The organism is Ponticaulis profundi (assembly GCF_042659465.1).
GTDB classification, from domain to species: domain Bacteria; phylum Pseudomonadota; class Alphaproteobacteria; order Caulobacterales; family Hyphomonadaceae; genus Ponticaulis; species Ponticaulis profundi.
In genome coordinates this window covers 284,116-305,581 of record NZ_JBHSSW010000003.1, presented here as the reverse complement: position 1 = coordinate 305,581, position 21,466 = coordinate 284,116, and the positions used below count along the sequence as shown (strand labels likewise).

General features: G+C 56.5%; 16 protein-coding genes. 9 read left to right on the top strand and 7 right to left on the bottom strand.

The window, feature by feature from the left end; all coding sequences use genetic code 11:
* Positions 1–54: 54 nt before the first annotated feature.
* From arsB to ACFQDM_RS03025, 6 genes are all read left to right on the top strand, one after another.
* Positions 55–1,101 (top strand): ACR3 family arsenite efflux transporter, encoded by a 1,047-nt coding sequence (arsB, locus tag ACFQDM_RS03050; protein ID WP_377375274.1) that lies wholly within the window; start codon positions 55–57, stop codon positions 1,099–1,101.
* A gap of 95 nt (positions 1,102–1,196) precedes the next feature.
* On the top strand, positions 1,197–1,538 hold the full coding sequence (locus ACFQDM_RS03045; protein WP_377375271.1) for an ArsR/SmtB family transcription factor: 342 nt from the start codon (positions 1,197–1,199) through the stop codon (positions 1,536–1,538).
* Between the two features lie 167 nt (positions 1,539–1,705).
* Positions 1,706–3,016, top strand: a complete 1,311-nt coding sequence (locus ACFQDM_RS03040) for an acyl-CoA dehydrogenase family protein (protein ID WP_377375268.1) — start codon at positions 1,706–1,708, stop codon at positions 3,014–3,016.
* A gap of 177 nt (positions 3,017–3,193) precedes the next feature.
* Positions 3,194–4,156 carry a UDP-glucuronic acid decarboxylase family protein gene (locus ACFQDM_RS03035; protein ID WP_377375265.1) on the top strand — a complete coding sequence of 321 codons (963 nt, stop codon included), beginning with the start codon at positions 3,194–3,196 and terminating at the stop codon, positions 4,154–4,156.
* A 109-nt stretch (positions 4,157–4,265) separates the two neighbouring features.
* The gene (gene acuI, locus ACFQDM_RS03030) at positions 4,266–5,249 is read left to right on the top strand and encodes an acrylyl-CoA reductase (NADPH) (protein ID WP_377375262.1); all 984 of its coding nucleotides are present in this window, start codon (positions 4,266–4,268) and stop codon (positions 5,247–5,249) included.
* 253 nt (positions 5,250–5,502) lie between these two features.
* Positions 5,503–7,179: a pilus assembly protein TadG-related protein gene (locus ACFQDM_RS03025; protein WP_377375259.1), complete on the top strand. Its 1,677-nt coding sequence runs from the start codon at positions 5,503–5,505 to the stop codon at positions 7,177–7,179.
* 36 nt (positions 7,180–7,215) lie between these two features.
* Here ACFQDM_RS03025 and ACFQDM_RS03020 read toward each other — a convergent pair whose 3' ends face one another.
* Complete coding sequence (locus ACFQDM_RS03020; protein WP_377375257.1) at positions 7,216–8,496, bottom strand: acyltransferase family protein; 1,281 nt, start codon at positions 8,494–8,496, stop codon at positions 7,216–7,218.
* Positions 8,497–8,577: 81 nt separating this feature from the next.
* Positions 8,578–9,342, bottom strand: coding sequence for a LuxR C-terminal-related transcriptional regulator (locus ACFQDM_RS03015; RefSeq protein ID WP_377375255.1), 765 nt, complete (start codon positions 9,340–9,342; stop codon positions 8,578–8,580).
* 95 nt (positions 9,343–9,437) lie between these two features.
* Here ACFQDM_RS03015 and ACFQDM_RS03010 point away from each other — a divergent pair, with 95 nt between their 5' ends.
* Complete coding sequence (locus ACFQDM_RS03010; protein ID WP_377375252.1) at positions 9,438–10,622, top strand: acyl-CoA dehydrogenase family protein; 1,185 nt, start codon at positions 9,438–9,440, stop codon at positions 10,620–10,622.
* A 122-nt stretch (positions 10,623–10,744) separates the two neighbouring features.
* The gene (locus ACFQDM_RS03005) at positions 10,745–13,327 is read left to right on the top strand and encodes a TonB-dependent receptor (RefSeq protein WP_377375248.1); all 2,583 of its coding nucleotides are present in this window, start codon (positions 10,745–10,747) and stop codon (positions 13,325–13,327) included.
* Positions 13,328–13,552: 225 nt separating this feature from the next.
* Here the strand turns inward: ACFQDM_RS03005 and ACFQDM_RS03000 are convergent, their stop codons facing one another.
* The 5 genes from ACFQDM_RS03000 to ACFQDM_RS02980 all read right to left on the bottom strand — a co-directional run bounded on the left by ACFQDM_RS03000 (position 13,553) and on the right by ACFQDM_RS02980 (position 19,248).
* The gene (locus ACFQDM_RS03000; protein WP_377375245.1) at positions 13,553–14,530 is read right to left on the bottom strand and encodes an NAD(P)H-dependent flavin oxidoreductase; all 978 of its coding nucleotides are present in this window, start codon (positions 14,528–14,530) and stop codon (positions 13,553–13,555) included.
* Between the two features lie 31 nt (positions 14,531–14,561).
* Positions 14,562–16,127, bottom strand: coding sequence for a fatty acid--CoA ligase (locus tag ACFQDM_RS02995; protein ID WP_377375399.1), 1,566 nt, complete (start codon positions 16,125–16,127; stop codon positions 14,562–14,564).
* A gap of 147 nt (positions 16,128–16,274) precedes the next feature.
* The gene (locus ACFQDM_RS02990; RefSeq protein ID WP_377375242.1) at positions 16,275–17,063 is read right to left on the bottom strand and encodes a glutathione S-transferase family protein; all 789 of its coding nucleotides are present in this window, start codon (positions 17,061–17,063) and stop codon (positions 16,275–16,277) included.
* Positions 17,064–17,092: 29 nt separating this feature from the next.
* Positions 17,093–18,301 (bottom strand): acyl-CoA dehydrogenase family protein, encoded by a 1,209-nt coding sequence (locus ACFQDM_RS02985; protein WP_377375239.1) that lies wholly within the window; start codon positions 18,299–18,301, stop codon positions 17,093–17,095.
* Between the two features lie 20 nt (positions 18,302–18,321).
* Positions 18,322–19,248 carry an oxygenase MpaB family protein gene (locus ACFQDM_RS02980; protein ID WP_377375236.1) on the bottom strand — a complete coding sequence of 309 codons (927 nt, stop codon included), beginning with the start codon at positions 19,246–19,248 and terminating at the stop codon, positions 18,322–18,324.
* Between the two features lie 251 nt (positions 19,249–19,499).
* Between ACFQDM_RS02980 and ACFQDM_RS02975 the strand changes: the two genes are divergently transcribed.
* The gene (locus tag ACFQDM_RS02975) at positions 19,500–21,461 is read left to right on the top strand and encodes a heme lyase CcmF/NrfE family subunit (protein WP_377375234.1); all 1,962 of its coding nucleotides are present in this window, start codon (positions 19,500–19,502) and stop codon (positions 21,459–21,461) included.
* Positions 21,462–21,466 lie beyond the last annotated feature (5 nt).

Below are 21,466 nucleotides of genomic sequence, written 5' to 3'. Positions count from 1 at the left end.
ATGCGTTAGGAGATCGCGACACACGCCATCTCTTGATCTTCGCGGAGCGCTCTGATGGGCTTTTTCGAACGCTTTCTGTCTGTCTGGGTCGCGATCTGTATCGCGGTCGGGATCACCCTGGGCACCCTGTTTCCTGATGTCTTTGCCGCGCTGGCCTCGCTGGAATACGCCAGCGTCAATCTGCTGGTGGCGGTGCTGATCTGGGCCATGGTCTACCCGATGATGGTGTCGATCGATTTTGCCAGCCTGAAGCAGATCCACACCCGTCCGAAGGGCCTGATCATCACACTTGTGGTCAACTGGCTGATCAAACCCTTCACCATGGCGGCGCTTGGCGTTCTGTTCTTCCGCTATGTGTTTGCCGGCTTCATCCCGACCGAGGATGCGAGCCAGTATATCGCAGGCCTCATCCTGCTCGGCGCAGCCCCGTGCACAGCCATGGTGTTTGTCTGGTCACAGCTTACCAAAGGCGATCCGAACTACACGCTGGTTCAGGTCTCCATGAATGATGTGATCATGGTTTTCGCGTTTGCGCCAATTGTGGCTCTGCTGCTCGGCGTGACGGACATTGAAATTCCGTGGGCAACGCTGACGCTTTCTGTCGTGCTTTATGTTGTGGTGCCGCTCGTTGCTGGCACGCTGACGCGGATCGCGCTGTTGCGGGGTGGGTCGCAAGCCAGGGTCGATGCCTTTACCGCGGCTGTTAAGCCCTATTCCGTGCTCGGCCTGCTTGGGACGGTCATTCTGTTGTTCGGATTTCAGGGCCAGGTCATTCTGGACAATCCGATACTGATCGCCCTGATCGCGGTGCCGATCCTGATACAGTCCTATGGTATTTTTGCGATTGCCTATGCGGCCGCCTTTGCCTGGAAAGTGCCGCACCGGATTGCAGCCCCCTGCGCGCTGATCGGAACGTCCAACTTCTTCGAACTCGCCGTTGCAGTCGCCATTGGTCTTTATGGTCTGAATTCCGGCGCTGCACTCGTCACTGTGGTCGGCGTGCTGGTGGAAGTGCCTGTCATGCTGTCTCTGGTCGCCTTCGCCAACAGGACACGCGCACGCTTTCCTGCCGAGGACACAGCGCACGACCACAGCCTGTAAAGATTGCCAGATTGACGGCTGGCGCGATTACGAACAAGTTTGCCATCCCTGTAATCGGCAGGTGCACAAGATAACAAGACAATCAGGCCGAGCCCATGCCCGACACACCCAAGCACATTATCGATCAATTGGCCGCGCTCGGTCAGGAGAGCCGGTTTCGCGTGTTTCGGCGCCTGATGAAGGCCGGTCCGGACGGTATTCCTGCTGGCCAGCTTGCATCCGAGCTCGATATTCTGCCGAACACACTATCCACGCATCTCGGCATTCTGTCCCGCACAGGGCTGGTCTCTGCCCGGCGCGATGGGCGCACACTTTACTATTCGGCTGACATTGAAAGCGTCAGCGGCATGGTCGAAGGCATTGTCGCAGATTGCTGCAATGGCAATCCGGACCTTTGCAAATCGCTGCAGACGTCAAAAGTCCTGCAATGCGGCTAACGCGCCGACGGCGTTCAGGCCTCTCGCAACGGCAAAGCCCATAAGCTTTGCAATAGTTACATACAATTATCGGTGATTACCTTACGCCCCCCATTTTCAACGGCTCAAATACCCTTTACGCTGTGGACAGAACGATAAGAACACACAGTCTCAGGAGGGAGAGCACCATGGCCGACACAGCCACGACACCACAGCTTGATACGCATTCACCGGAAATGAACGACCTGCGTATGTCAGACGCGGCCAAGCCGCTCTATGAGCATGTAAAGCGCTTCATTGCCGAAACCGTTGAACCGATGAGCGAGGAATTCTACCGCCTCGGCGAAAAGAAAACGGACATCTGGAGCTATGCTCCGGGCCAGCTCGAAACGCTGGAAAAAGCAAAAGACGAAGCCAAGAAACAAGGTCTCTGGAACTTCTTCCTGCCGGATGCTGAAACCGGCGAAGGCCTGAAAAACCTCGATTACGCCTATATCGCTGCTGAACTCGGCAAGAACCCGCTGGCGTCTGAAAGCATGAACTGCTCGGCGCCTGACACGGGCAATATGGAAGTGCTCGAACGCGTTGGCACACCTGCCCAGAAAGAACAGTGGCTGAAGCCGCTTCTGGAAGGCAAGATCCGCTCGGCCTTTGCCATGACCGAGCCTGCCAAAGCCTCTTCGGATGCGCGCAACGTCTCCATGACAGCTGTTCTGGATGGCGATGAGTGGGTCATTAATGGCGAGAAATACTATATTTCCGGCGCGGGCGATCCACGTTGTAAAATCATGATCTGCATGGTGCAGACCAACCCGGACGCACCGTCTCACAAACAGCAATCTCAGATTCTGGTACCGCTGCCACATCCGGGCGTGACCATTGTCGACGGCATGCAGGTCTTTGGCGACTATGACGCGCCACACGGTCACATGCACCTGTTGTTTGAAGACGTACGCGTCCCGAAAGAGAACATGCTGCTCGGCGAAGGCCGTGGCTTCGAGATTTCTCAGCTGCGTCTTGGCCCGGGCCGTATTCACCACTGCATGCGTTCGCTTGGCTCGGCTGAGAAAGCGCTCGACCTGATGATCCGTCGCGGCCTGGCTCGCGATGCGTTTGGTCAGCCGCTCCTCAAGCTCGGTGGCAATATGGAGAAGGTCTCCCGCGCACGCATCGAGATCGAAGCCATGCGTCTGATGGTTCTGAAGGCGGCCAAGGCGATGGACGTGCTCGGCAACAAGGAAGCCCGTGTCTGGATTTCCATGGTCAAGGCGATGGTGCCAGAGCGTGTCTGCCAGATCATCGACGAAGCAATCCAGATGCATGGTGCAACGGGTGTCTCCCAGTGGTCACCGCTTTCCCGCATGTATGCGAGCCAGCGTACGCTGCGTCTGGCTGACGGCCCGGACGAAGTGCACCATATGGTCGTGTCACGCGCGGAAACCCGCAAATATGACGGCGAACCGGAAGATCCGGCGCTGGCATCTGTCTGGCGCAAATAAGCGATCAGCTGACTTTATTGAAGAAGCGCGCGAGATATCCGTCTCGCGCGTTTTTTGTTGCTAAGGACATGCCCTTGAAGAATGACAGGTTTGTATCTTGCGCCGAACACCGTATTAATCGAGTGATGACCGTCTGATCGGTCGCGAGACGTCACTTCAGAGGAAATTCAAGCGCGTATGTCTTTCAGCAGCAAACGGATCATGGTCACGGGCGGCGCCGGCTTTCTCGGCTCTCATCTGTGCGAGCGCCTGCTTGAGCGCGGCGATGAAGTGCTTTCCGTCGATAATTACTATACAGGCCGGCGCACCAATATCACGCACCTCCTGTCCAATCCGCGCTTTGAAGCGCTGCGCCACGACATCACGCACCCGATCTATGTGGAAGTGGACGAGATCTATAACCTCGCCTGCCCGGCCAGCCCGGTTCATTATCAGTTTGACCCGGTGCAGACCCTGAAGACATCCGTGCATGGCGCCATTAACGCGCTCGGCCTCGCCAAACGCCTGAAAGCGAAAATCTTTCAGGCCTCGACATCGGAAGTCTATGGCGACCCGACCCTCCACCCGCAGCCGGAAAGCTATTGGGGGAATGTGAACCCAATCGGGCTGCGCTCCTGTTATGATGAAGGCAAACGCGCCGCCGAAACGCTGTTCATGGATTATCATCGCCAGCATGGCGTGAACATCAAGATTGCGCGCATCTTCAACACCTATGGTCCGCGCATGCACCCGAATGACGGGCGCGTCGTCTCCAATTTCGTCATGCAGGCCCTGCGCGGCGAGCCCATCACCGTTTTTGGCAAAGGCAATCAGACGCGGTCATTCTGTTATGTCGACGACCTGGTCAGCGGCTTCATGAAGCTCATGGATACGCCGGACGATTTTCTGGGCCCGGTAAATATGGGCAATCCCGGCGAATTCACCATTCGGGAGCTCGCTGAAGTCATTATCGAAATGACGGGATCGACGTCTGAAATCATCGAAAAGCCGCTGCCACCCGATGATCCAAAACAACGCAAGCCGGACATCACACTGGCGAAAGAAAAGATGGGCTGGGAGCCGACCATAACGCTGCGCGCGGGTCTCGAACCGACCATCGCGTATTTCGACCGGCTAATTAAAGACAATGTGATCGACTGAGCCAAATTACCGCCACGTCAGCGTCTCCCTCCCCTTGCAGCCGCATCAAAGCGGGTCATATTTAGCTTTAAACATCATCAGCCAGGTACCAGGACCCTCGGGAGGGATCATGTCATTTCGCGCGCTTTTCACGACCAAATCTGACGACAAACAGATCGAAACCAATCTCATCGAGATGGCCGAAGACGATCTGATGCCGGGCGATGTGACGATTGATGTCGAATGGTCGACGGTGAACTATAAGGACGGGCTCGCGCTCTCCGGCGCGCCGGGCATCATCCAGTCCTATCCGATGATTGGCGGCATCGACCTTGCCGGCACGGTCACCTCTTCCGAGGATGCCCGATACAAACCCGGCGACAAGGTCTTGATCAATGGCTGGGCTCTGAGCCAGACGCATTTTGGCGGCTATGCCGAAAAGGCGCGGGTCAAATCTGACTGGCTGATCAAGGTGCCGGACACTTTCACCACGCGTCAGACCATGGCAATCGGCACAGCAGGCTATACGGCCATGCTCTCCATTCTGGCGCTGGAACATAATGGCGTCACGCCAGAGAAAGGCCCGGTTCTGGTAACCGGCGCGAATGGCGGTGTCGGCTCCATCGCGATCGCCGTGCTGTCCAATCTGGGCTTTGAAGTGATCGCCTCAACGGGCCGCATGGACGAAGAAGCCTATCTGAAAAGCCTCGGCGCAACGTCTATCATCGACCGGACCTCTCTGTCAGAGCCAGGTCGGCCGCTCGGCAAGGAACGCTGGGCTGGTGCCGTCGATGCCGTGGGCAGCCATACACTCGTGAACGTGCTGGCACAGACACAATATCGCGGCGCTGTAGCCGCCTGCGGACTGGCCCAGGGGCCCGATCTTCCGGCGACGGTCATGCCGTTCATTCTGCGCAATGTCACACTGGCGGGCATCGACTCTGTCAACGCGCCCTATGCGGCACGCAAAACCGCATGGGATCGACTGGCGAAGGATTTAAATCCGGAAATTCTTGAGCACACCATCACAGAAGTTAATCTGGAAGATGTCCCTGAAACCGCTGCAAACATCCTTAAGGGAAAGATTAAGGGGCGCACACTGGTGAAGGTCTGAGGGCTTTAATTTCCCGCAGGGCGTGTATACAGCACCATAGATGAAGGTCTACGGCCTGATATGCACGCCTCGGGTACATTTTTTCGAAGATTAGCAATTCTGCGAACAATTCATCTGACAAGCCGCAGCGGGAGGAAACAAAATCTTACTCCGCACCGTTTGGTAAACGCGTGTAGATAAATATTACCGCCTGATTTAGTAAGAAGTTGTGCCTTTTGATGTCTTATCCTGACCAGTAGTCCGGATAAGCAGAATGTTTCGATCCCTAAAATCAAATCGCGACGGCAATGTCGCCATGATCTTTGCAATCTGCCTGATCCCCCTGATGGTCCTCATGGGGGCCGCGATTGATATGTCACGTCAGCGGGGCAATTCCGTTGCAGCGCAAAATGCGATCGATGCAGCGCTTCTCGCTGTGGCCCATGAAGCCTTCGGTATGAAGGAAGAGGACATACAGGGCAAAGCGCGCAAATGGTTCACCAACCAGCTGAATGGCGCCCCTGTCACCATCGAACAATTCGTCATCGTCAAGGGCGACCGCAAGCTGACGGCAGACGTAACGGTCAGCATGGACACGACATTCCTGTCTATCATGGGCATCAAAAAGTTACGCTTTACGCGTCATGCCAGCGTGCTCTTCGGCATCAAGAAGGTCGAGATGGCGCTCGTGCTCGATACGACCGGCTCCATGTTGCAAAAGCCCACAGGCAGCCATCTGAACAAGCTGAAAATCATGCAGAAAGCGGCAACCGACATGATGACCCAGCTGGAAGACCTGCCGAATTCAGCAGGCCAGATCGAAGTCGCCATTGTCCCCTTCGCCACTTATGTGAATGTCGGCAAAGAGAATGCAAAAGCGAAATGGATGGACACCAAGGCGCTGTCTTCCGTCCATGGCGACAATCTGGTCGACGGGCTGAACCGTTTCGACCTTTATGACCATCTGGGATATGAATGGAAAGGCTGCGTTCAGGCCCGCCCGGCACCTTATGATGTCGACGATACGACCCCGCGAAAGAACAAGCCTGACACGCTTTACGTCCCTCTGTTTCATCCTGACGAAACGGATTCGCGATGGAGAGAGCAGTTTCCGAACAACTATGTCTCGGATGCCTCATCGCTTGGGTCAGCCTTCCTGGATATCGGCAACCCGATGAAATATGGACTGCCTGAAAACGTGCTCAAGCTGATGGATGGGTATGTCTATGCAAGCGACTATGATCGCGATGACTGCGAAGGCAGCGAAGACGATAATGAAGGCTATGGCAATAATGACTGCGAATTTGGCGATCCGCTGAAGGTCTCAAACTGGACGACCGTGGAGACCAAGCCGACCTATACCTATTTCAGCGACGTCTTCTCATCGACCGGACCAAGCTATAACTGCGAGATGCGCCCGATCACGCCGCTGACAAGTCGCTTCTCTGATCTGCGCAAGGAAATCGACGCGCTGTCAGCGTCCGGCTCGACCAATCTGGCACAGGGTATGGTTTGGGGCTGGCGCGCCTTGTCGCCGGAAGAACCGTTCTCTGAAGGCGATGCGTTCACGGACGAAGTCGAAAAGGTCGTGGTCCTGCTGTCTGACGGCAACAATATGGTCGTCGAGCGCAACAAGGCGGGCGGTTCCGACTTCTCGGCCTATGGCTATCTGGAGAATGAACGCCTGGAAGGCACGACGAGCCGCTCCACTCAGAAAGACATTCTGGATGCGATGGATGAACGAACGCTGACGTCCTGCGCGAATGCAAAGGAAGCCGGCATTCGCATCATCACCATCCGGCTGGATCTCGCCGATGAGCGCTCCGAGAAGGTTCTGAAAACCTGCGCCAGCAGCCCGGATGACTATCTTGATGTTCAGGATGGCTCAAAGCTTGGCGATGCGTTCAAACAGATCACCGAAAAAGTGACCCTGCTCTATCTGTCAGAATAAAAAAAGCGCTCCGGACTGGAGCGCTTTTCGTTTCGATCAGTTGAAGACCGATTTGGAACCAACCGGCTCTTTTGGCAGCTTCACAGCCGCATCCGGCGCGCGGAACAGATCGCCAATGGCGTGCTTCGGCAGCGGACGCCCACCGTTCAGAACGGCAGATACTGGCGGCATCAGCTTGCCCAGCATCAGCGCGCCGACAATTGCCAGCCCAAAGGTCAGCACCGGGCACAGGAAGAAGAAGACCAGATAGGCCGGGTGATAATAGTCACCCACCAGGAATTTGAACGGCATCCACAGCATGGTTGTCAGGAAGATGTGACTGCAGAACACGAAGAAGGCGAAAGGCTCCAATCGTGTGATCAGGCTCTTCCAGTTGGTCTTCAGGATCATGCCCGCAATCGCCCAGAAAGCTGCCGCACCGAACAGGCGTTCCACTTCCATCAGGCCTGTAAAGATCGGCTCCAGCCCCTCATTCGGGTGCAGCTGAACCTGAAAGCTCATCGTGGTGAGGCTCAGCGCATAAATGACGAATGCCAGAATGACCTTGCCAGCATGGCGATCAATCCAGCGCTCCATGGTCTGACCATTCAGCGCGAACCAGATACCCATCGAATAGAAGAGCGGAATGTTGTTTCCGAGGAAAGGCGATGGTGCATGTGTGACCATCAGAACAAACAGAACCGCCAGAACCGGTAGTGCAAATTTGCGCATGGCCAGCACAATGACCGGGGTCAGTAGCGCGCAGATGAACAGGTCACGCAAAAAGCCAAGCGGGAAGTTTGCCGGGTGATCAGTAATCCCGAACAGCCAGTTCGGAATGTGTGACCAGGCAAACGCCTCACCGACCTGATGTTCCAGATAGCCGGGCTGCACCTGATCGCCTGCAATATAGGCCATCAGCAGAAGCGCGCTCCACACGACCATCGGGATGAGCAGGCTCCGCACACGTTTCATGGCAAATTTGCCGAACGGGAACACCCGCGCAGTCGAAATGGCGAGGAAGCCGGAGACAATCGCCAGAAGGCCAATGCTCGTCCGGCCAACGCCATCTGCAAAGAAATACCGGACCCAGTCTGCCAGACGCACACCATGGGTCGCCAGATCAACCTCGGCCACGCCCGGGTTCACATGCACCAGCACCATGAAGAAAATACACATGGGGCGGGCAATGCGAATACGCAGGGATGTGGATTTATCCAGAGACGGAGACGGCGGCGGGGTCATCCCCTCAATCAGCGCATTCCAGAAGCGGGACAGGGCAGAACGTTTGCGCTCAGCAGGCGTACTGTCGGTGTAAAGCGTGTCAGTATTGGACATTTGCAAACCAGACGTATCAAGAGAAAGGTGTATGTCCCCTCCCTTTGCAAAAGTCCGACCAGTTTGCGCGCCCGGTCCGGGTCAGGCTGTCACAGCGCCAACATATCCAAGCTTTGTCGCCCGGTGGATCGCCTGCGTCCGCCCGGAAACGCCGAGCTTCCGGCTGGCATTGGTCAGGTGAAACCGAACGGTTGGCGCTGAAATACCGACAATCACGGCAATCTCTGCGTCCGTTTTGCCTGCGGCGGCCCATTTCAGACACTGAATTTCCCGGCGGGTCAGTTCCTCGTCCAGATGCGTGCGCCGCTCAAGCCGCATATCGCGATAGGTCGCGATGAACTTCAAAGCGAGGATGTGAAGCTCTTCGGCGTGCGCCTTGAAGAAAGCCGGCAGCTCCTCAATCAGCGTATCGCTGCCCCAGACAATGGCACCGATCACTCCCAAAGGCAGGTGGCAGGGACAAACAACAGATGAGCGCATGCCATACAGCTTGCTCGCCTTTGTCAGATCAACATCTTCAAGCGCGTTGATGTGACGCCAGCTATAGGCCTGTCCATCCATCAGATAGAAAGGCTCTGCGACCAGCCGACACGTGCGCAAAACGTCGGATCGCAGCGCGAAGGAACGATCCTTCCAGTACACCAGATCCGGATCAATCCAGCGAAAACGGGATTCGGCGAAAGGCACTCCATTCGCGTCCAGCATGGGATCAGGGTCGGAAATGTCGGCGCTCACCGCAATGAAAGGGAGCCCCATTTCCGCACCGATGTCTGCGATTTTATCCGCCATCGCCTGCAAGCGGGATTCGTCCTCACTGCGCGCGGCGCTGTCTGGTTCGCCCGTCATAATCACGTCTCCCTATCGGTATTATGAGGTTGCCTCAAATTGAAGCGCGTTTCAATTTGAGAGCTGTATAACAGGGAATAAGAATTGAAAACGCCATGAATCTCGACCTGACGCCTGAAGATCTCGAATTCCGTGAAGAAGTGCGAACATTCTTTGCCGAGAACCTGACAGACAAGCTCGCGCGCGCCGGAAAACTGGCGACCAGCGTCTTCATGGAACCGGAATACAGCCTCGAATGGCAGAAAATCCTGCACAAGAAAGGCTGGGTCGCACCGGGCTGGCCGAAGAAATATGGCGGCACAGGCTGGACCGAGGTTCAGCGTTATATCTATGAAACCGAGTATGCACTGGCTGGCGCCCCATCGCTCGCGCCGATGGGCCTCAACATGGTTGGCCCATGCATCATTGGATACGGTACCGAAGAGCAGAAGAATTTCTATCTGCCGCGCATCCTCGCTGGTGAAGACTATTGGTGCCAGGGCTATTCCGAGCCGGGCTCCGGTTCCGATCTCGCCAGCCTGTCGCTCAAGGCGGAATCAGATGGCGACGACTATATCCTGAACGGCACGAAGATCTGGACGACACACGCCCATCACGCCAACCGCATGTTCTGCCTGGTCCGCACCAAGGCTGACGGCAAACCCCAGCAAGGCATCACCTTCCTTCTGCTGGAAATGGACACGCCGGGCATCAAGGTCGATCCGATCATCACGCTGGCAGGCGAGCATGAAGTCAATCAGGTCTTCTTCGACAATGTCCGCGTCCCGAAATCAGGCCGTCTGGGCGAAGAGAATGATGGCTGGTCCGTCGCCAAATACCTGCTCGAGTTTGAACGCAGCGGTGGCTCTTCGGCGGGTCTGGAAGTCTCCGTCAAACGCGCCCGCAAGATCCTGAAGGATCAGGCACCCGATGATGCGGCCCTGAAACGCCGCCTGGCTGAAGCCGAAATTCGCGTTGAAGCGATCAAGATGACAGAGCAACGCGTGCTTGCTGCTGTTTCAAGCGGCAACAATCCGGGGCCAGCAGCCTCCATGCTCAAAATGCAGCGGACCGAAACCATGCAGATGGTGGATGAGCTCGCCGTCGCGATCTCCGGCACATACACGGGTGTCGCTCAGATCCAGGCACTTGATCCATCGAGCAATGAAACGCCTGTGGGACCGGAAAACATGGTCACCATCATGCCGCGTTATCTGAACAATCGCGCCGCTTCGATTTATGGCGGTTCGAATGAGGTCCAGCGAAACATTATAGCAAAAGCTGTATTGGGCCTGAAATAATCAAGAAAACAAGCAGGGGTTACACCTGTTGATCTTGATAGCTTGCGTAGAAAATAAGTTCCCGCAAGGATAGAGTATCAAAAAGCCACCAAATAAATAATGGCTTTTGGGAGGAGAAAATTATGCCATCGAATTACCTTCGCCAGCTCCTGCTGGCGAGTGCGTCCGTCATGACATTCGCTTCGGTTTCCCCGGCGCTTGCGCAGGAAGCCACCGAAGCAGAAGCAGCCCCGGCAGCTGCTGAGCCTGAAGCCGATCAATCCATGAAACTGACCACCGTCACTGTGACGGCGCAACGTCGCGAAGAATCTGCGAACGACGTTCCGATGGCCATCCAGGCCTTTGGTGCAGAACAAATGGACACGCTGCGCGTCAACAGCGTCGACGATCTGCAATCTCTGGTACCAAGTTTCACCGTGTCTCAGAGCTATCAGGGCGTTCCGACTTACACGCTGCGCGGTATCGGCTTCAACACGATCAACATGTCAGCGACCTCTACGGTCGGTACATATGTCGACGAAGTTGCTTATCCATACCCGATCATGAACTCCGGCCCGGTGTTCGACATTGAACGGATTGAGGTTCTGAAAGGACCTCAGGGGACTCTGTTCGGTCGCAACACAACGGCTGGTCTGTTCAACGTCGTCACGAACAAGCCATCTGAAGAGTTTGAAGCAAGCCTGAAGGCCGACCTCGGCAACTACCAGACCTTCAACTATGAAGGCATGATGAACCTGCCAATCAGCGACACCTTCCAGGCGCGCTTTGCGTTCCGTCAGGAAACAAGCGCCGAAGGCTGGCAGAAATCCATGTCGCATGACGAGACACGCGGTAAGGTCGACAAGACCGGCTATCGTCTCGCGCTCGCATGGCAGCCAACGCCAATGTTCGACGTCGATTTCTCTTATAATGGCTGGCTGAACAAGTCAGACACGCTCGGCGGACAAGCCATCGGTCTGACACCAAACACAAACCCATTCTTCATTGTTCCTGGCACAAACGGGCCATCTACAGCGTCCGGCTTCCTGGAGCCAGGTCTACTGGACTTCATCCAGAACAACCAGCCAACCTCTGGCGAAGATGCTGACTGGGCGCCTCGTGCTCGACGCGAAGCCACCGTTGGCGGTGTTCCAGGCCTCGAAGGTCCACTGGAAGAAGATTCCCGTTTCGATGCTGTAAAACTCGGCCTCAACTATGAGTTCGACAATGGCATGCGCGTTGTTTCGCTGACCGGCTATAACAAGCTGGAACGTGAATCCATGCTCGACTGGTCAGGTGCGCCATTCCAGATCCTGACCCAGGATATTGATGGTGAAATCGAATCCCTCAGCCAGGAAATTCGTCTCGAAGGTGAGACCGGCATCGCAAGCTGGCTCGTCGGCGCCTATTACGGCAAGGATGAGATCACGGACTCCAACCAGACCAATTTGCGTGACAATGCCAACTCGAACTTTGTCAGCACGGCCGCTTATCTTCTGACGGTTGACCCGACCCAGCTCGGCTTCCCGCCAGAGATTGCAGGTCTGGTTGCTGCGATGAATATCGACCCGGAAACCGGCGCGCCATACACGGCGGCTGAGCTTCTGAACTCGTTCCAGACTTACTATGACATTGGTGAGTTCGAGACGACGACCTGGAGTATCTTTGCAAACGCAGACTGGGATATCTCTCCAGAACTGACGCTGACAACCGGTGTTCGCTACACGGAAGACAGCCAGGACTATGTTGGTTGCTCCGGCGACATTAACGGCTCCATGCAGCCAAACGTGAACGTCTTCAACCGCGTCTTCTTCACCGGTCTTTACGGTCTCGCTGTGCCACCGGCTGCGCTCGAAGAAAATGGCTGTAACACTTATAGCGAAACCAACAATGCCTTCGGCCCGGTCGTCTCCGATCTGACCGAGGACAATGTTTCCTGGCGCGTCGTTGCGAATTACACACCAGAGCGTTTCGACGATCTGCTGCTCTTCGCTTCGGTATCACAGGGCTATAAGGGTGCATCGGTTCCTGTGAACGCCGCATCAAAAGCCGAGCAGAACTTCCCGGCAACTCAGGAAAGCCTGCTGGCTTACGAACTGGGTGTGAAAGCCGGTCTGCTGAACGGCCGCATGCAGGCGAACGCGTCTGTCTTCTACTATGATTATGAAGACAAGCAGGTTTCGACCTACTTCCCGGACCCGATCTACCGCGCTCTGTCACAGCTGCAGAACGCACCAAGCGGCAAGGCTTACGGCTTTGACGGCGAACTGACCTGGCTCGTCTTTGACAGCCTGACAGCGATCGCAGGTGCAACCTTCCTGCACACAGAGTATGGCAGCTTCGAAACCTTCGATACGTTCGGTACGCCGATCAATCGTGAGGGCGACCCATTCCTCTACAGCCCGGAAGAAACACTCAGCCTGTCTCTGATCTATGACCGCGAAGTGTCTCCGAACTGGGGTCTCGAAGCATCTCTCAGCGGCCGCTGGCAGAGTGACTCAACAGCAAGCAGCCCGGATGATGAGCTGTATGACATCGACGCATACGGCACGCTGAACGGCTCAATCGGCCTCTACACGCTGGATGACAAATGGAAAGTCAGCCTGTGGGGCAAGAACCTGACCGACGAGTATTACTGGCAGCAGGTGATCTCGAACGCGAACACGGTGATCCGCTTTGCCGGTAAGCCTCGCACCTTCGGTCTGTCACTGAGCTACACATACTAAGCAGACCGCCCCGTCGGAGGGGGACTGAACACACAATGTCTTCTCAGGAGGGGTTTCCTCCCTACACTCAACTGACCTCCTGAAAGGTAGAAACTCCCCCGGTCTCCACAAGAGACCGGGGTTTTTTATGCCTGCCGACAGCTGCGCACCAGAAAACCGGACGTAAAAAAGCCGCCTGATCGCTCAGGCGGCTCTATCTGTCTGTCAGAGCAGTGATCTCAGGGGTTAAGAGACCATGCCTTCCAGGCGCGATTTGATAATGGCTTCCGCTTCAGAGACCATGCGATCGATCAGTTCGTGCACGGTTGGAATGTCATCAATGATGCCCTGAACCGTACCGGCCGACCAGATACCGCCATCGGTATCGCCGTCCGCCATCGCCTGCTGGCCACGCTTGCCTGCGACGAGGTGCTGAACGTCCTCAAACTTGGCGCCGCCCTTGCGTTCAATGGCAACAACCTCGTCGGAAACAGCATTCTTCATGACGCGCGCCGTGTTGTGCAGCGTGCGGAAAATCAGGTTGGTCGCCCGTTCGTCATTCTCGACCATCTGGCGTTTGAAGGACTCATGGATTGGCGCTTCCTTGGTCACACAGAAACGTGTGCCCATATTCACGCCGTCTGCACCGAGCGCGAGCGCCGCGACCAAGCCGCGCGCATCGCCGATACCACCGGAGGCGAGCATCGGAACCTTGACCTTGTTGGCCGCAGCCGGGATCAGAACCAGACCAGGAATATCATCCTCGCCCGGGTGACCTGCGCACTCAAAGCCGTCAATCGAGATCGCATCCGCGCCCATGCGTTCCGCCGACAGAGCGTGACGCACAGCCGTACATTTGTGGATGATCTTGATGCCATGCTCTTTGAAATGGTCGATATGTTCCTGCGGCTTATAACCAGCCGTTTCGACGATCTTGATGCCGCCTTCGATGATGGCCTGACGATATTCTGCATAAGGTGGCGGGGTGATCGCTGGCAGAATGGTGAGGTTCACGCCAAATGGCTTGTCCGTCATTTCCTTCGTGCGTGCGATCTCTTTGGCGAGATCTTCCGGTGTCGGCTGCGTCAGCGCCGTCAGAAAGCCAAGCGCACCTGCATTCGCAACCGGTGCAACAAGCTCCGCCTTGCCAACCCACTGCATACCACCTTGCGCGATTGGATGTTCAATCCCGAAGGTTTCCGTAAATCTGGTTTTGATACCCATGTTCCGTTTTCCCTAACACTCGTTCTTTTCTTTAGCTCACTTCACGCTCGCGACCGGCCCAGTAAGGCTCACGCAGTTGGCGCTTGAGAATCTTGCCAGAGGCATTGCGCGGCAAGGCTTCAATGAAATCAACACTTTTCGGCGCCTTGAAACCGGCAATGCGCTCACGCGCGAACGCTATAATGTCGGCTTCGCTCGGATTTGTGCCCGGTTTCGGCGCAACAACAGCCTTCACCGTTTCACCCCATTTGTCGTCTGGCACACCGATAATGGCAACTTCAGCGACATCCGGATGGCCGTAAACCGCGTTTTCGACTTCCGCCGGATAGATGTTCTCACCGCCGGAGATGATCATGTCCTTCACCCGGTCATGGATGTAGACATAGCCATCTTCGTCCATGTAGCCGGCGTCGCCGGACCGAAGCCATCCATCTGCGCCCATGGTCTTGGCCGTGGCTTCTTCCAGCCCCCAGTATCCAGCCATGTTCGCTTTGGATTTGATGGCGATTTCGCCAACGGTGTTGCGTGGCACTTCCTGTCCGTCTTCGTCGATGATCTTGATCTCGACGCCCGGCATAGGCAGGCCAGCAGAACGCATGCGTTGGTTGCCATTCGGATCATGATCTTCCGGCGGCAGATAGACGATCGTGCCACAGGTTTCCGTCATGCCGTATTGCTGACAGAAGCCGCACTGGAACACTTCCATACATTCGCGCAGCAGATCGAGCGGGATCGGAGATGCCCCGTACAGAATGTATTTCAGGCGGGAATAATCGACGTCGCGCGCATTCGGCTGATTGACCACAATCTGCAGAGCAGCCGGCACCATGAACATTTTCGAGATGCGGTCTTTTTCGATGAAGTCGAGCACGGTGTGTGGATCGAATTCACGCGCCACAACGCCCTTGGCGCCGTTATAGAGCCCGACAACGCCCCAGCCCGTACCGCCAATATGGCCAACCGGCATCGCAACAAGGCTCACATCATCCGGGCCCCATTCATTCCATTCCATACCGGATTCAACCGCGTCGGCGCGGCCACCCAGCATGTTGTGATGGGTCAGCATCGCCCCTTTCGGGTTGCCCGTCGTGCCAGACGTATAGAGCTGAACGGCAATGTCATTTTCGCTGATCTCGACCTGAGGGTCAGAGGTTGGCTGTTTTCCGCGCCAGGCAATGAATATGTCCTCGCCCTCGCCTTCCATGCGGATGGCTTTCGGCGGCTTGTCCATCGGGCCGAGCGCCTTGTTCACAGCGCCTTCAACTTCCGGGCCGACGAAGACAAGCGGTGCCTGACTGTCAGACATGATGAAGGCCATTTCCGCCGGTGCGAGACGCCAGCCGATCGGAACGATGATCGCCCCCATCTTGGTCGCGCCGAGAAACAGCTCGAAATAATGGTCAGAGTTCTTGCCGATATAGGCGAGACGCTGCCCCTTCTTCACACCCTCAGCAATCAGGGCGTTCGCAACCTGATTGGTATGGCGATCAAAATCGGCAAAACTGGTATCACGCCCCTCAAAGCTGAAAGCGATCGCATCCGGGCGACGCTTGGCATGAAAGCGTGGAATGTCCGCCAGCGTTGGCATGGCGTCCATATCTTCTCTGGTCAGTCGTCCGTCAGCTGAAGACACCTGAATTCCTCCCATGAATTTCCCTATAAACACAGCTATAATCGCGGTGACCGGCCCTGTCTGCCGGTCACGCTACGTCAGCTGTTGGTGTCGATAGGCAAAAAATGAAGCTTAGCCTCGAAAAGGCTCGGTAAACCGGATGGTTTGCTTCTCCAGCCCCTTGGTCACAACTTCGAGACCACCCGATTTGATCATCCATTCGAGCCGGTGATCACGGTATTGGCGCTTGAAGAGACCTGCCTCGATGGCAGCGCCGACATCGCTCATGCCGGTAATGGAGGCCGCCGATTCTGCCTGGGTCTGTTTGACACTTTCCCGCGCATTTGCACGCGTCATCCAGTCACTCAGTCTTGAGCCCTCTTTCGGCGTCAGACCGAACCCGGCCAGGCCATTCAGATAAGGAATGACGGACAGATCGCCCCAGCCAAAATCATGACCGTTGAACCAGTCGCGATTGCCAAGCTCGCTTTCCAGCCAGCTATGGAAATCGGCAACCTGACTGGCCGCATTCTTCTCGATTTCCTCCTTCAGCGCACCGCTGGCACGTCCGAAGAAGTTGAGCTCACCAAGTCCCCAGGCGATCGCTTCGACATGTGTATCCATGACATCTTCGATCATGCGCACACGCGCGCGCTCATATGGATCGGCGGGCAGCATGGGCGGTGTCGGCCAGACATCTTCAATATATTCCAGAATGATGGTGGAATCGAAAATCGCACGCCCCTCATGAACAAAGGCCGGCACTTCGCCGCGCGGACTGACGCTGGCGAAATCGCTCTGTGTCGTGCCCGTGCCAATTCCGTCCGGCAGGCGGGCTTCGAATTCGACGCCCTTTTCCCGCAGAGAGATTTTCAGTTTTTGCGCATAGGGCGACAACGGGTGTTCATAGATCACCAGCATGGCTTCCCTCCCTCTATTTTATGTCTCGCTCAGAGGCCGATCTGGGCCTTGGCGAGAATGTTTTTCTGAATTTCGTTCGAGCCCGCATAGATAGAGCCCGCCCGGTCGTTGAAATATTTCGGCGACATGGTGACGAGACTGTCCGGACCCACCACGCCGTCATTCGTTGGCGGCTGATTGAGGATCGGTCCGCCCGGGCTTGTTCCCTGTGGCTGGAAGGGCGCTGCATAATGGCCCGCAATATCAACACCAAGCTCGGTCAGGCGCTGAGAGAGCTCCGTACCGCGAATTTTCAGCATGCTGGCCGTCAGGCCCGGCGTGCCGCCGCCGGACAGTTCCGACATCAGACGCAGCTCCTGGGTCTCCAGTGCGCGGGCAGAAATCTCCGCGTCAGACAGCGCGCGCGACAGTCCGGGGTTCATGGCACCCAGCTCGTTTGCAAGCGAGCGCAGCTTTGCCGCCCGTGCGAGCAGTTTCGGCCCATAGGATGACCCGCCGCGTTCAAACTCGAGCAGGTATTTCGCCACCGTCCAGCCCTTGTTGATCTCTCCGACCACATTGGTTTTCGGCACACGCACATTGTCAAAGAAAACAGCGTTCTGAATATGCTCGCCAGACAGCATGACAATCGGATCGACCTTCACGCCTGGCGCATTCATATCGATCAGAACGAAGGTAATGCCTTGCTGTTTACGTCCGGAATTGTCTGTCCGCACAAGGCAGAACATCATGTTCGCTTCATGGGCATGCGTGGTCCAGATTTTCGAACCGCTGCAGATGAAGTCGTGGCCATCGTCGATGGCAGACATGGTCAGGGCGGCAAGGTCGGAACCGGCATGCGGTTCAGAATAGCCCTGGCACCAGAAATCCTCACCCGACAGAATGCGCGGCAGATAATAATCCTTCTGCGCCTTTGAGCCGTGCCCGATCAGGGCTGGCCCGCACATGGCAACGCCCATCGGGGAAAGTGGCGGCGCATCGGCGCGCGCCATTTCCACGTCATAGATATAGTGCTGGGCAATGGACCAGTCGCACCCGCCATACTCAACCGGCCAGCCAGGCACAGCCCATCCCTGCTCCACAAGGATGGCCTGCCATTCCAGAGCCACCGATTTTTCCGCATAGACGCTTGTCATGCGACGCGCATATCTGCGCAGATCATCCGTCAGCTTCTCACTCAGAAACGTCCGGACTTCCTCCCTGAACGCCTCTTCCTCGGGCGTAAATCTCAAGTCCATTTGTTTGCCTTTTTGGTTTTCTAGACTGCTGCTGGTTGCTTCAGTTCCTCATTGAATGTGCTTCCCGCGACCAGTCTTTCACGTTCTTCTGCGCTCTTCCAGACGAAATCGCGCGGTAGACCAAGCCGCTCACTGGCCTGCGCTGCGGGACTGTTCAGATCAACTTTACGCTCTGCCATCCAGCCAAGCGTCTTGATGAACATCTCACCTTTCCAGGTCAGATCGTATTCTTTTCCGAGATCCAGCGCTTCGCGAACCTTCGGTGGCAGGATAGAAACTGCAGCGTTCACAACAGCGCTTTTCGCCATTTTTGGAATGTTCGGCGCAGCGCGATCCGACTTCATGATGTCGAGGAATTCAGTGTTGATCGGGTGCGGCTCGAAACGCGGCACCAGCTTCTCCATCATCGCTTCAAAATCTTCCAGCGAATGGATCGGGTTTTCGACACCATAAAGACGCGCAACACTGTCACCGCCCACATAGAAAGAATTCTGCTCTTCTTTTGAGAGCGGGCGCACAAAGCGGTGATAAGCGGTCAGAAAGCCATAACCGGCCGTCGCGCTGACCCAGTCGAGCAATTCCACATCGAGTGCGCGATAGTCTTCGCCGGACGGCGTCTTGCCATTTACCTTGGCGTGCATGTTGGTAACGCCCTGAATGATCCGGCGCGCCGCGCTTTGCGGACCATACACGCCGACCATGGCGGCAACGCCTGTGCGTTGCGAACGGCCAATCGGATCGGTCTTGAACGTTGAGTGATCCCAGACACCGGACCGGATACGCGCATCGGCAAATTCCAGAAGGACAGCCGCAACACCACCAATCCCGAGCGCAATCGGGTTTTTGTGCACCTGCCAGGAGACGGACAGCGGGTGACTGAAGGCTGGCTCGCCGACAGGCTTTGAATAATCTATTTTCCAACCGAGATAGGATTTAGGCTGTTGCATGTCACGATTCCTCGAACGCGTTATAATTATATCATGACGATGTTCTGCACAGAACAGGGGTCGTTGCGTCAACTGTCAGAATTTATAGTTCCACACCCACAGGTCGCAGATTGTCAGACCTGTTTGCGATCACACCCGCGTGATCCGGCGTAAACGCGCAAACCTGCCGCAGCCTGCAAGGCTTCACCTTGCCTCGTCTCTGTGCTCAAGAAGGATCAGATAAGAATTGCGTACACAATCACAGGGCCTTCATGTCAGCTGAAATCGGACAAATCTCGCTTATCCTTGCGCTGATGATTGCACTGGCACAGGGCGTCTTGCCGCTGCTTGGCGCACACCGCCTGGATGGCCGCCTCATGGCTTTCGGCGATCGTGCCGCCCTGGCGCAGGCTGTCTTTCTGATCGCTGCCTTTGTGATGCTGTGCGTGGTGTTTCTGGCCTCAGACTTCTCCGTCAATCTGGTTGCCAAGCATTCCCACACCGCCAAGCCCTGGCTGTACAAACTGTCCGGCACATGGGGAAACCATGAAGGGTCCATGCTGCTCTGGGTGCTGATCCTTGGCCTGTTTGGCGGCGCGATTTCCCTGTTCGGCAGCAGCCTGCCATCACCGCTGCGCGCCCGCGCGCTTGGTATTCAGGGGCTGGTGGGCGCAGGTTTTCTGGCCTTTCTCATCTTCACCTCGAACCCGTTTGAGCGCTTATCGCCAATCCCGGAAGACGGCTCTGGCCTGAACCCGCTTCTTCAGGACCCTGGACTCGCCTTTCACCCGCCCTTTCTTTATCTCGGCTATGTCGGCTTTTCCGTTGCGTTCTCATTCGCCATTGCGGCCCTGATTGAAGGCCGGGTGGACGCCCTCTGGGCACGCTTTGTCCGCCCCTGGGTGCTGGCCGCATGGTCTTTCCTGACACTCGGCATCGCGCTCGGTTCTGTCTGGGCCTATTACGAGCTTGGCTGGGGCGGCTGGTGGTTCTGGGACCCGGTCGAGAATGTCTCACTCATGCCATGGCTTGCAGGGACAGCCCTTCTGCACTCGACGCTGGTCGTCGAGAAGCGCAACACCTTCATGAACTGGACGCTGTTGCTCGCCATCACCACATTCTCGCTCAGCCTGATCGGTACCTTCATTGTCCGCTCCGGCGTGCTGACCAGCGTCCACGCCTTCGCCGTCGACCCGGAACGGGGCGTCTTTATTCTGGGCCTTCTGGGCATTGCCACCGGCGGCGCGCTGATCCTCTACGCCGTTCGCGCCGGCAAGATTGCCTCCACCACCAGCTTTGACGCGCTCTCACGCGAAGGCGGACTGGTGATGAACAATCTCCTTCTCTGCATCGCGACAGCGACCGTCTTTATCGGCACCTTCTATCCCCTGCTCATTGACGCGCTGACCAGTGAAAAGCTGACAGTTGGTCCGCCCTACTTCAATCTGACCTTTGCACCCATCATGGCGGGCCTGATTGTTTTCATGGCCGTTGGCCCGCTCCTCAAATGGCGCACAGACAAGCCCGCGCGCCTGGTCAGACCGCTGCTTTATATTCTCGGTGCCATTGTGATTGCCGTGATTGCCACGCTGGTGCTTGGCAAAGCCATCTGGGGCATTGGCGGCATGGCGCTGGCCGCAGCTTTGGCCGCAGGCGCCTGTCTCTCAATGGGTGACAAGCTCTTCCTCGGCAAACGTCCGCTCGGTGACAGCCTGAAACTCGCAGGCAAGCTGCCCGCCTCAAGCTGGGGCTTCTTCCTCGGTCATATCGGCCTTGCCGTGACCGTGGTTGGCATTACCGGCATGAGCGTCTGGGCCAAGGAAGGTCAGGCGCGCATCGATATCGGCCAGTCCGCCGAGATCGCAGGCTATACCCTCACCCTCGCAGACCTTGAGCAGGCCCAACGCGCAAACTTTGCTGTCCAGACAGCCGTGCTCGACATTGGCAAGAATGGGCGCAACTTCACGCAATTGCGCGCAGAACGGCGCTATTATCCGGTCGAAGAGCAGATGACGACAGAAGCCGCGCTGAGTGTGGGCGTGTTCCGCACGCTTTACGGCGCGCTCGGCGATGGCAATGATGATGGCTGGCTGATCCGCTATTATGTCCATCCATTTGTCAGCTGGATCTGGGCAGGTGCCGTGATCATGGCGCTGGGCGGATTTATCTCCATGACAGACCGCCGTTTCCGCCTTCCCGGCAAGCCCAGGTCGCAGAAGGGAGCGAAAGGATAAACGCC

Bases quoted from the DNA above. Each gene is read 5' to 3' on its own strand.
- arsB (WP_377375274.1), top strand. From the start codon at position 55: ATGGGCTTTTTCGAACGCTTTCTGTCTGTCTGGGTCGCGATCTGTATC.
- ACFQDM_RS03045 (WP_377375271.1), top strand. From the start codon at position 1,197: ATGCCCGACACACCCAAGCACATTATCGATCAATTGGCCGCGCTCGGT.
- ACFQDM_RS03040 (WP_377375268.1), top strand. From the start codon at position 1,706: ATGGCCGACACAGCCACGACACCACAGCTTGATACGCATTCACCGGAA.
- ACFQDM_RS03035 (WP_377375265.1), top strand. From the start codon at position 3,194: ATGTCTTTCAGCAGCAAACGGATCATGGTCACGGGCGGCGCCGGCTTT.
- acuI (WP_377375262.1), top strand. From the start codon at position 4,266: ATGTCATTTCGCGCGCTTTTCACGACCAAATCTGACGACAAACAGATC.
- ACFQDM_RS03025 (WP_377375259.1), top strand. From the start codon at position 5,503: ATGTTTCGATCCCTAAAATCAAATCGCGACGGCAATGTCGCCATGATC.
- ACFQDM_RS03020 (WP_377375257.1), bottom strand. From the start codon at position 8,496: ATGTCCAATACTGACACGCTTTACACCGACAGTACGCCTGCTGAGCGC.
- ACFQDM_RS03015 (WP_377375255.1), bottom strand. From the start codon at position 9,342: ATGACGGGCGAACCAGACAGCGCCGCGCGCAGTGAGGACGAATCCCGC.
- ACFQDM_RS03010 (WP_377375252.1), top strand. From the start codon at position 9,438: ATGAATCTCGACCTGACGCCTGAAGATCTCGAATTCCGTGAAGAAGTG.
- ACFQDM_RS03005 (WP_377375248.1), top strand. From the start codon at position 10,745: ATGCCATCGAATTACCTTCGCCAGCTCCTGCTGGCGAGTGCGTCCGTC.
- ACFQDM_RS03000 (WP_377375245.1), bottom strand. From the start codon at position 14,530: ATGGGTATCAAAACCAGATTTACGGAAACCTTCGGGATTGAACATCCA.
- ACFQDM_RS02995 (WP_377375399.1), bottom strand. From the start codon at position 16,127: ATGGACGCCATGCCAACGCTGGCGGACATTCCACGCTTTCATGCCAAG.
- ACFQDM_RS02990 (WP_377375242.1), bottom strand. From the start codon at position 17,063: ATGCTGGTGATCTATGAACACCCGTTGTCGCCCTATGCGCAAAAACTG.
- ACFQDM_RS02985 (WP_377375239.1), bottom strand. From the start codon at position 18,301: ATGGACTTGAGATTTACGCCCGAGGAAGAGGCGTTCAGGGAGGAAGTC.
- ACFQDM_RS02980 (WP_377375236.1), bottom strand. From the start codon at position 19,248: ATGCAACAGCCTAAATCCTATCTCGGTTGGAAAATAGATTATTCAAAG.
- ACFQDM_RS02975 (WP_377375234.1), top strand. From the start codon at position 19,500: ATGTCAGCTGAAATCGGACAAATCTCGCTTATCCTTGCGCTGATGATT.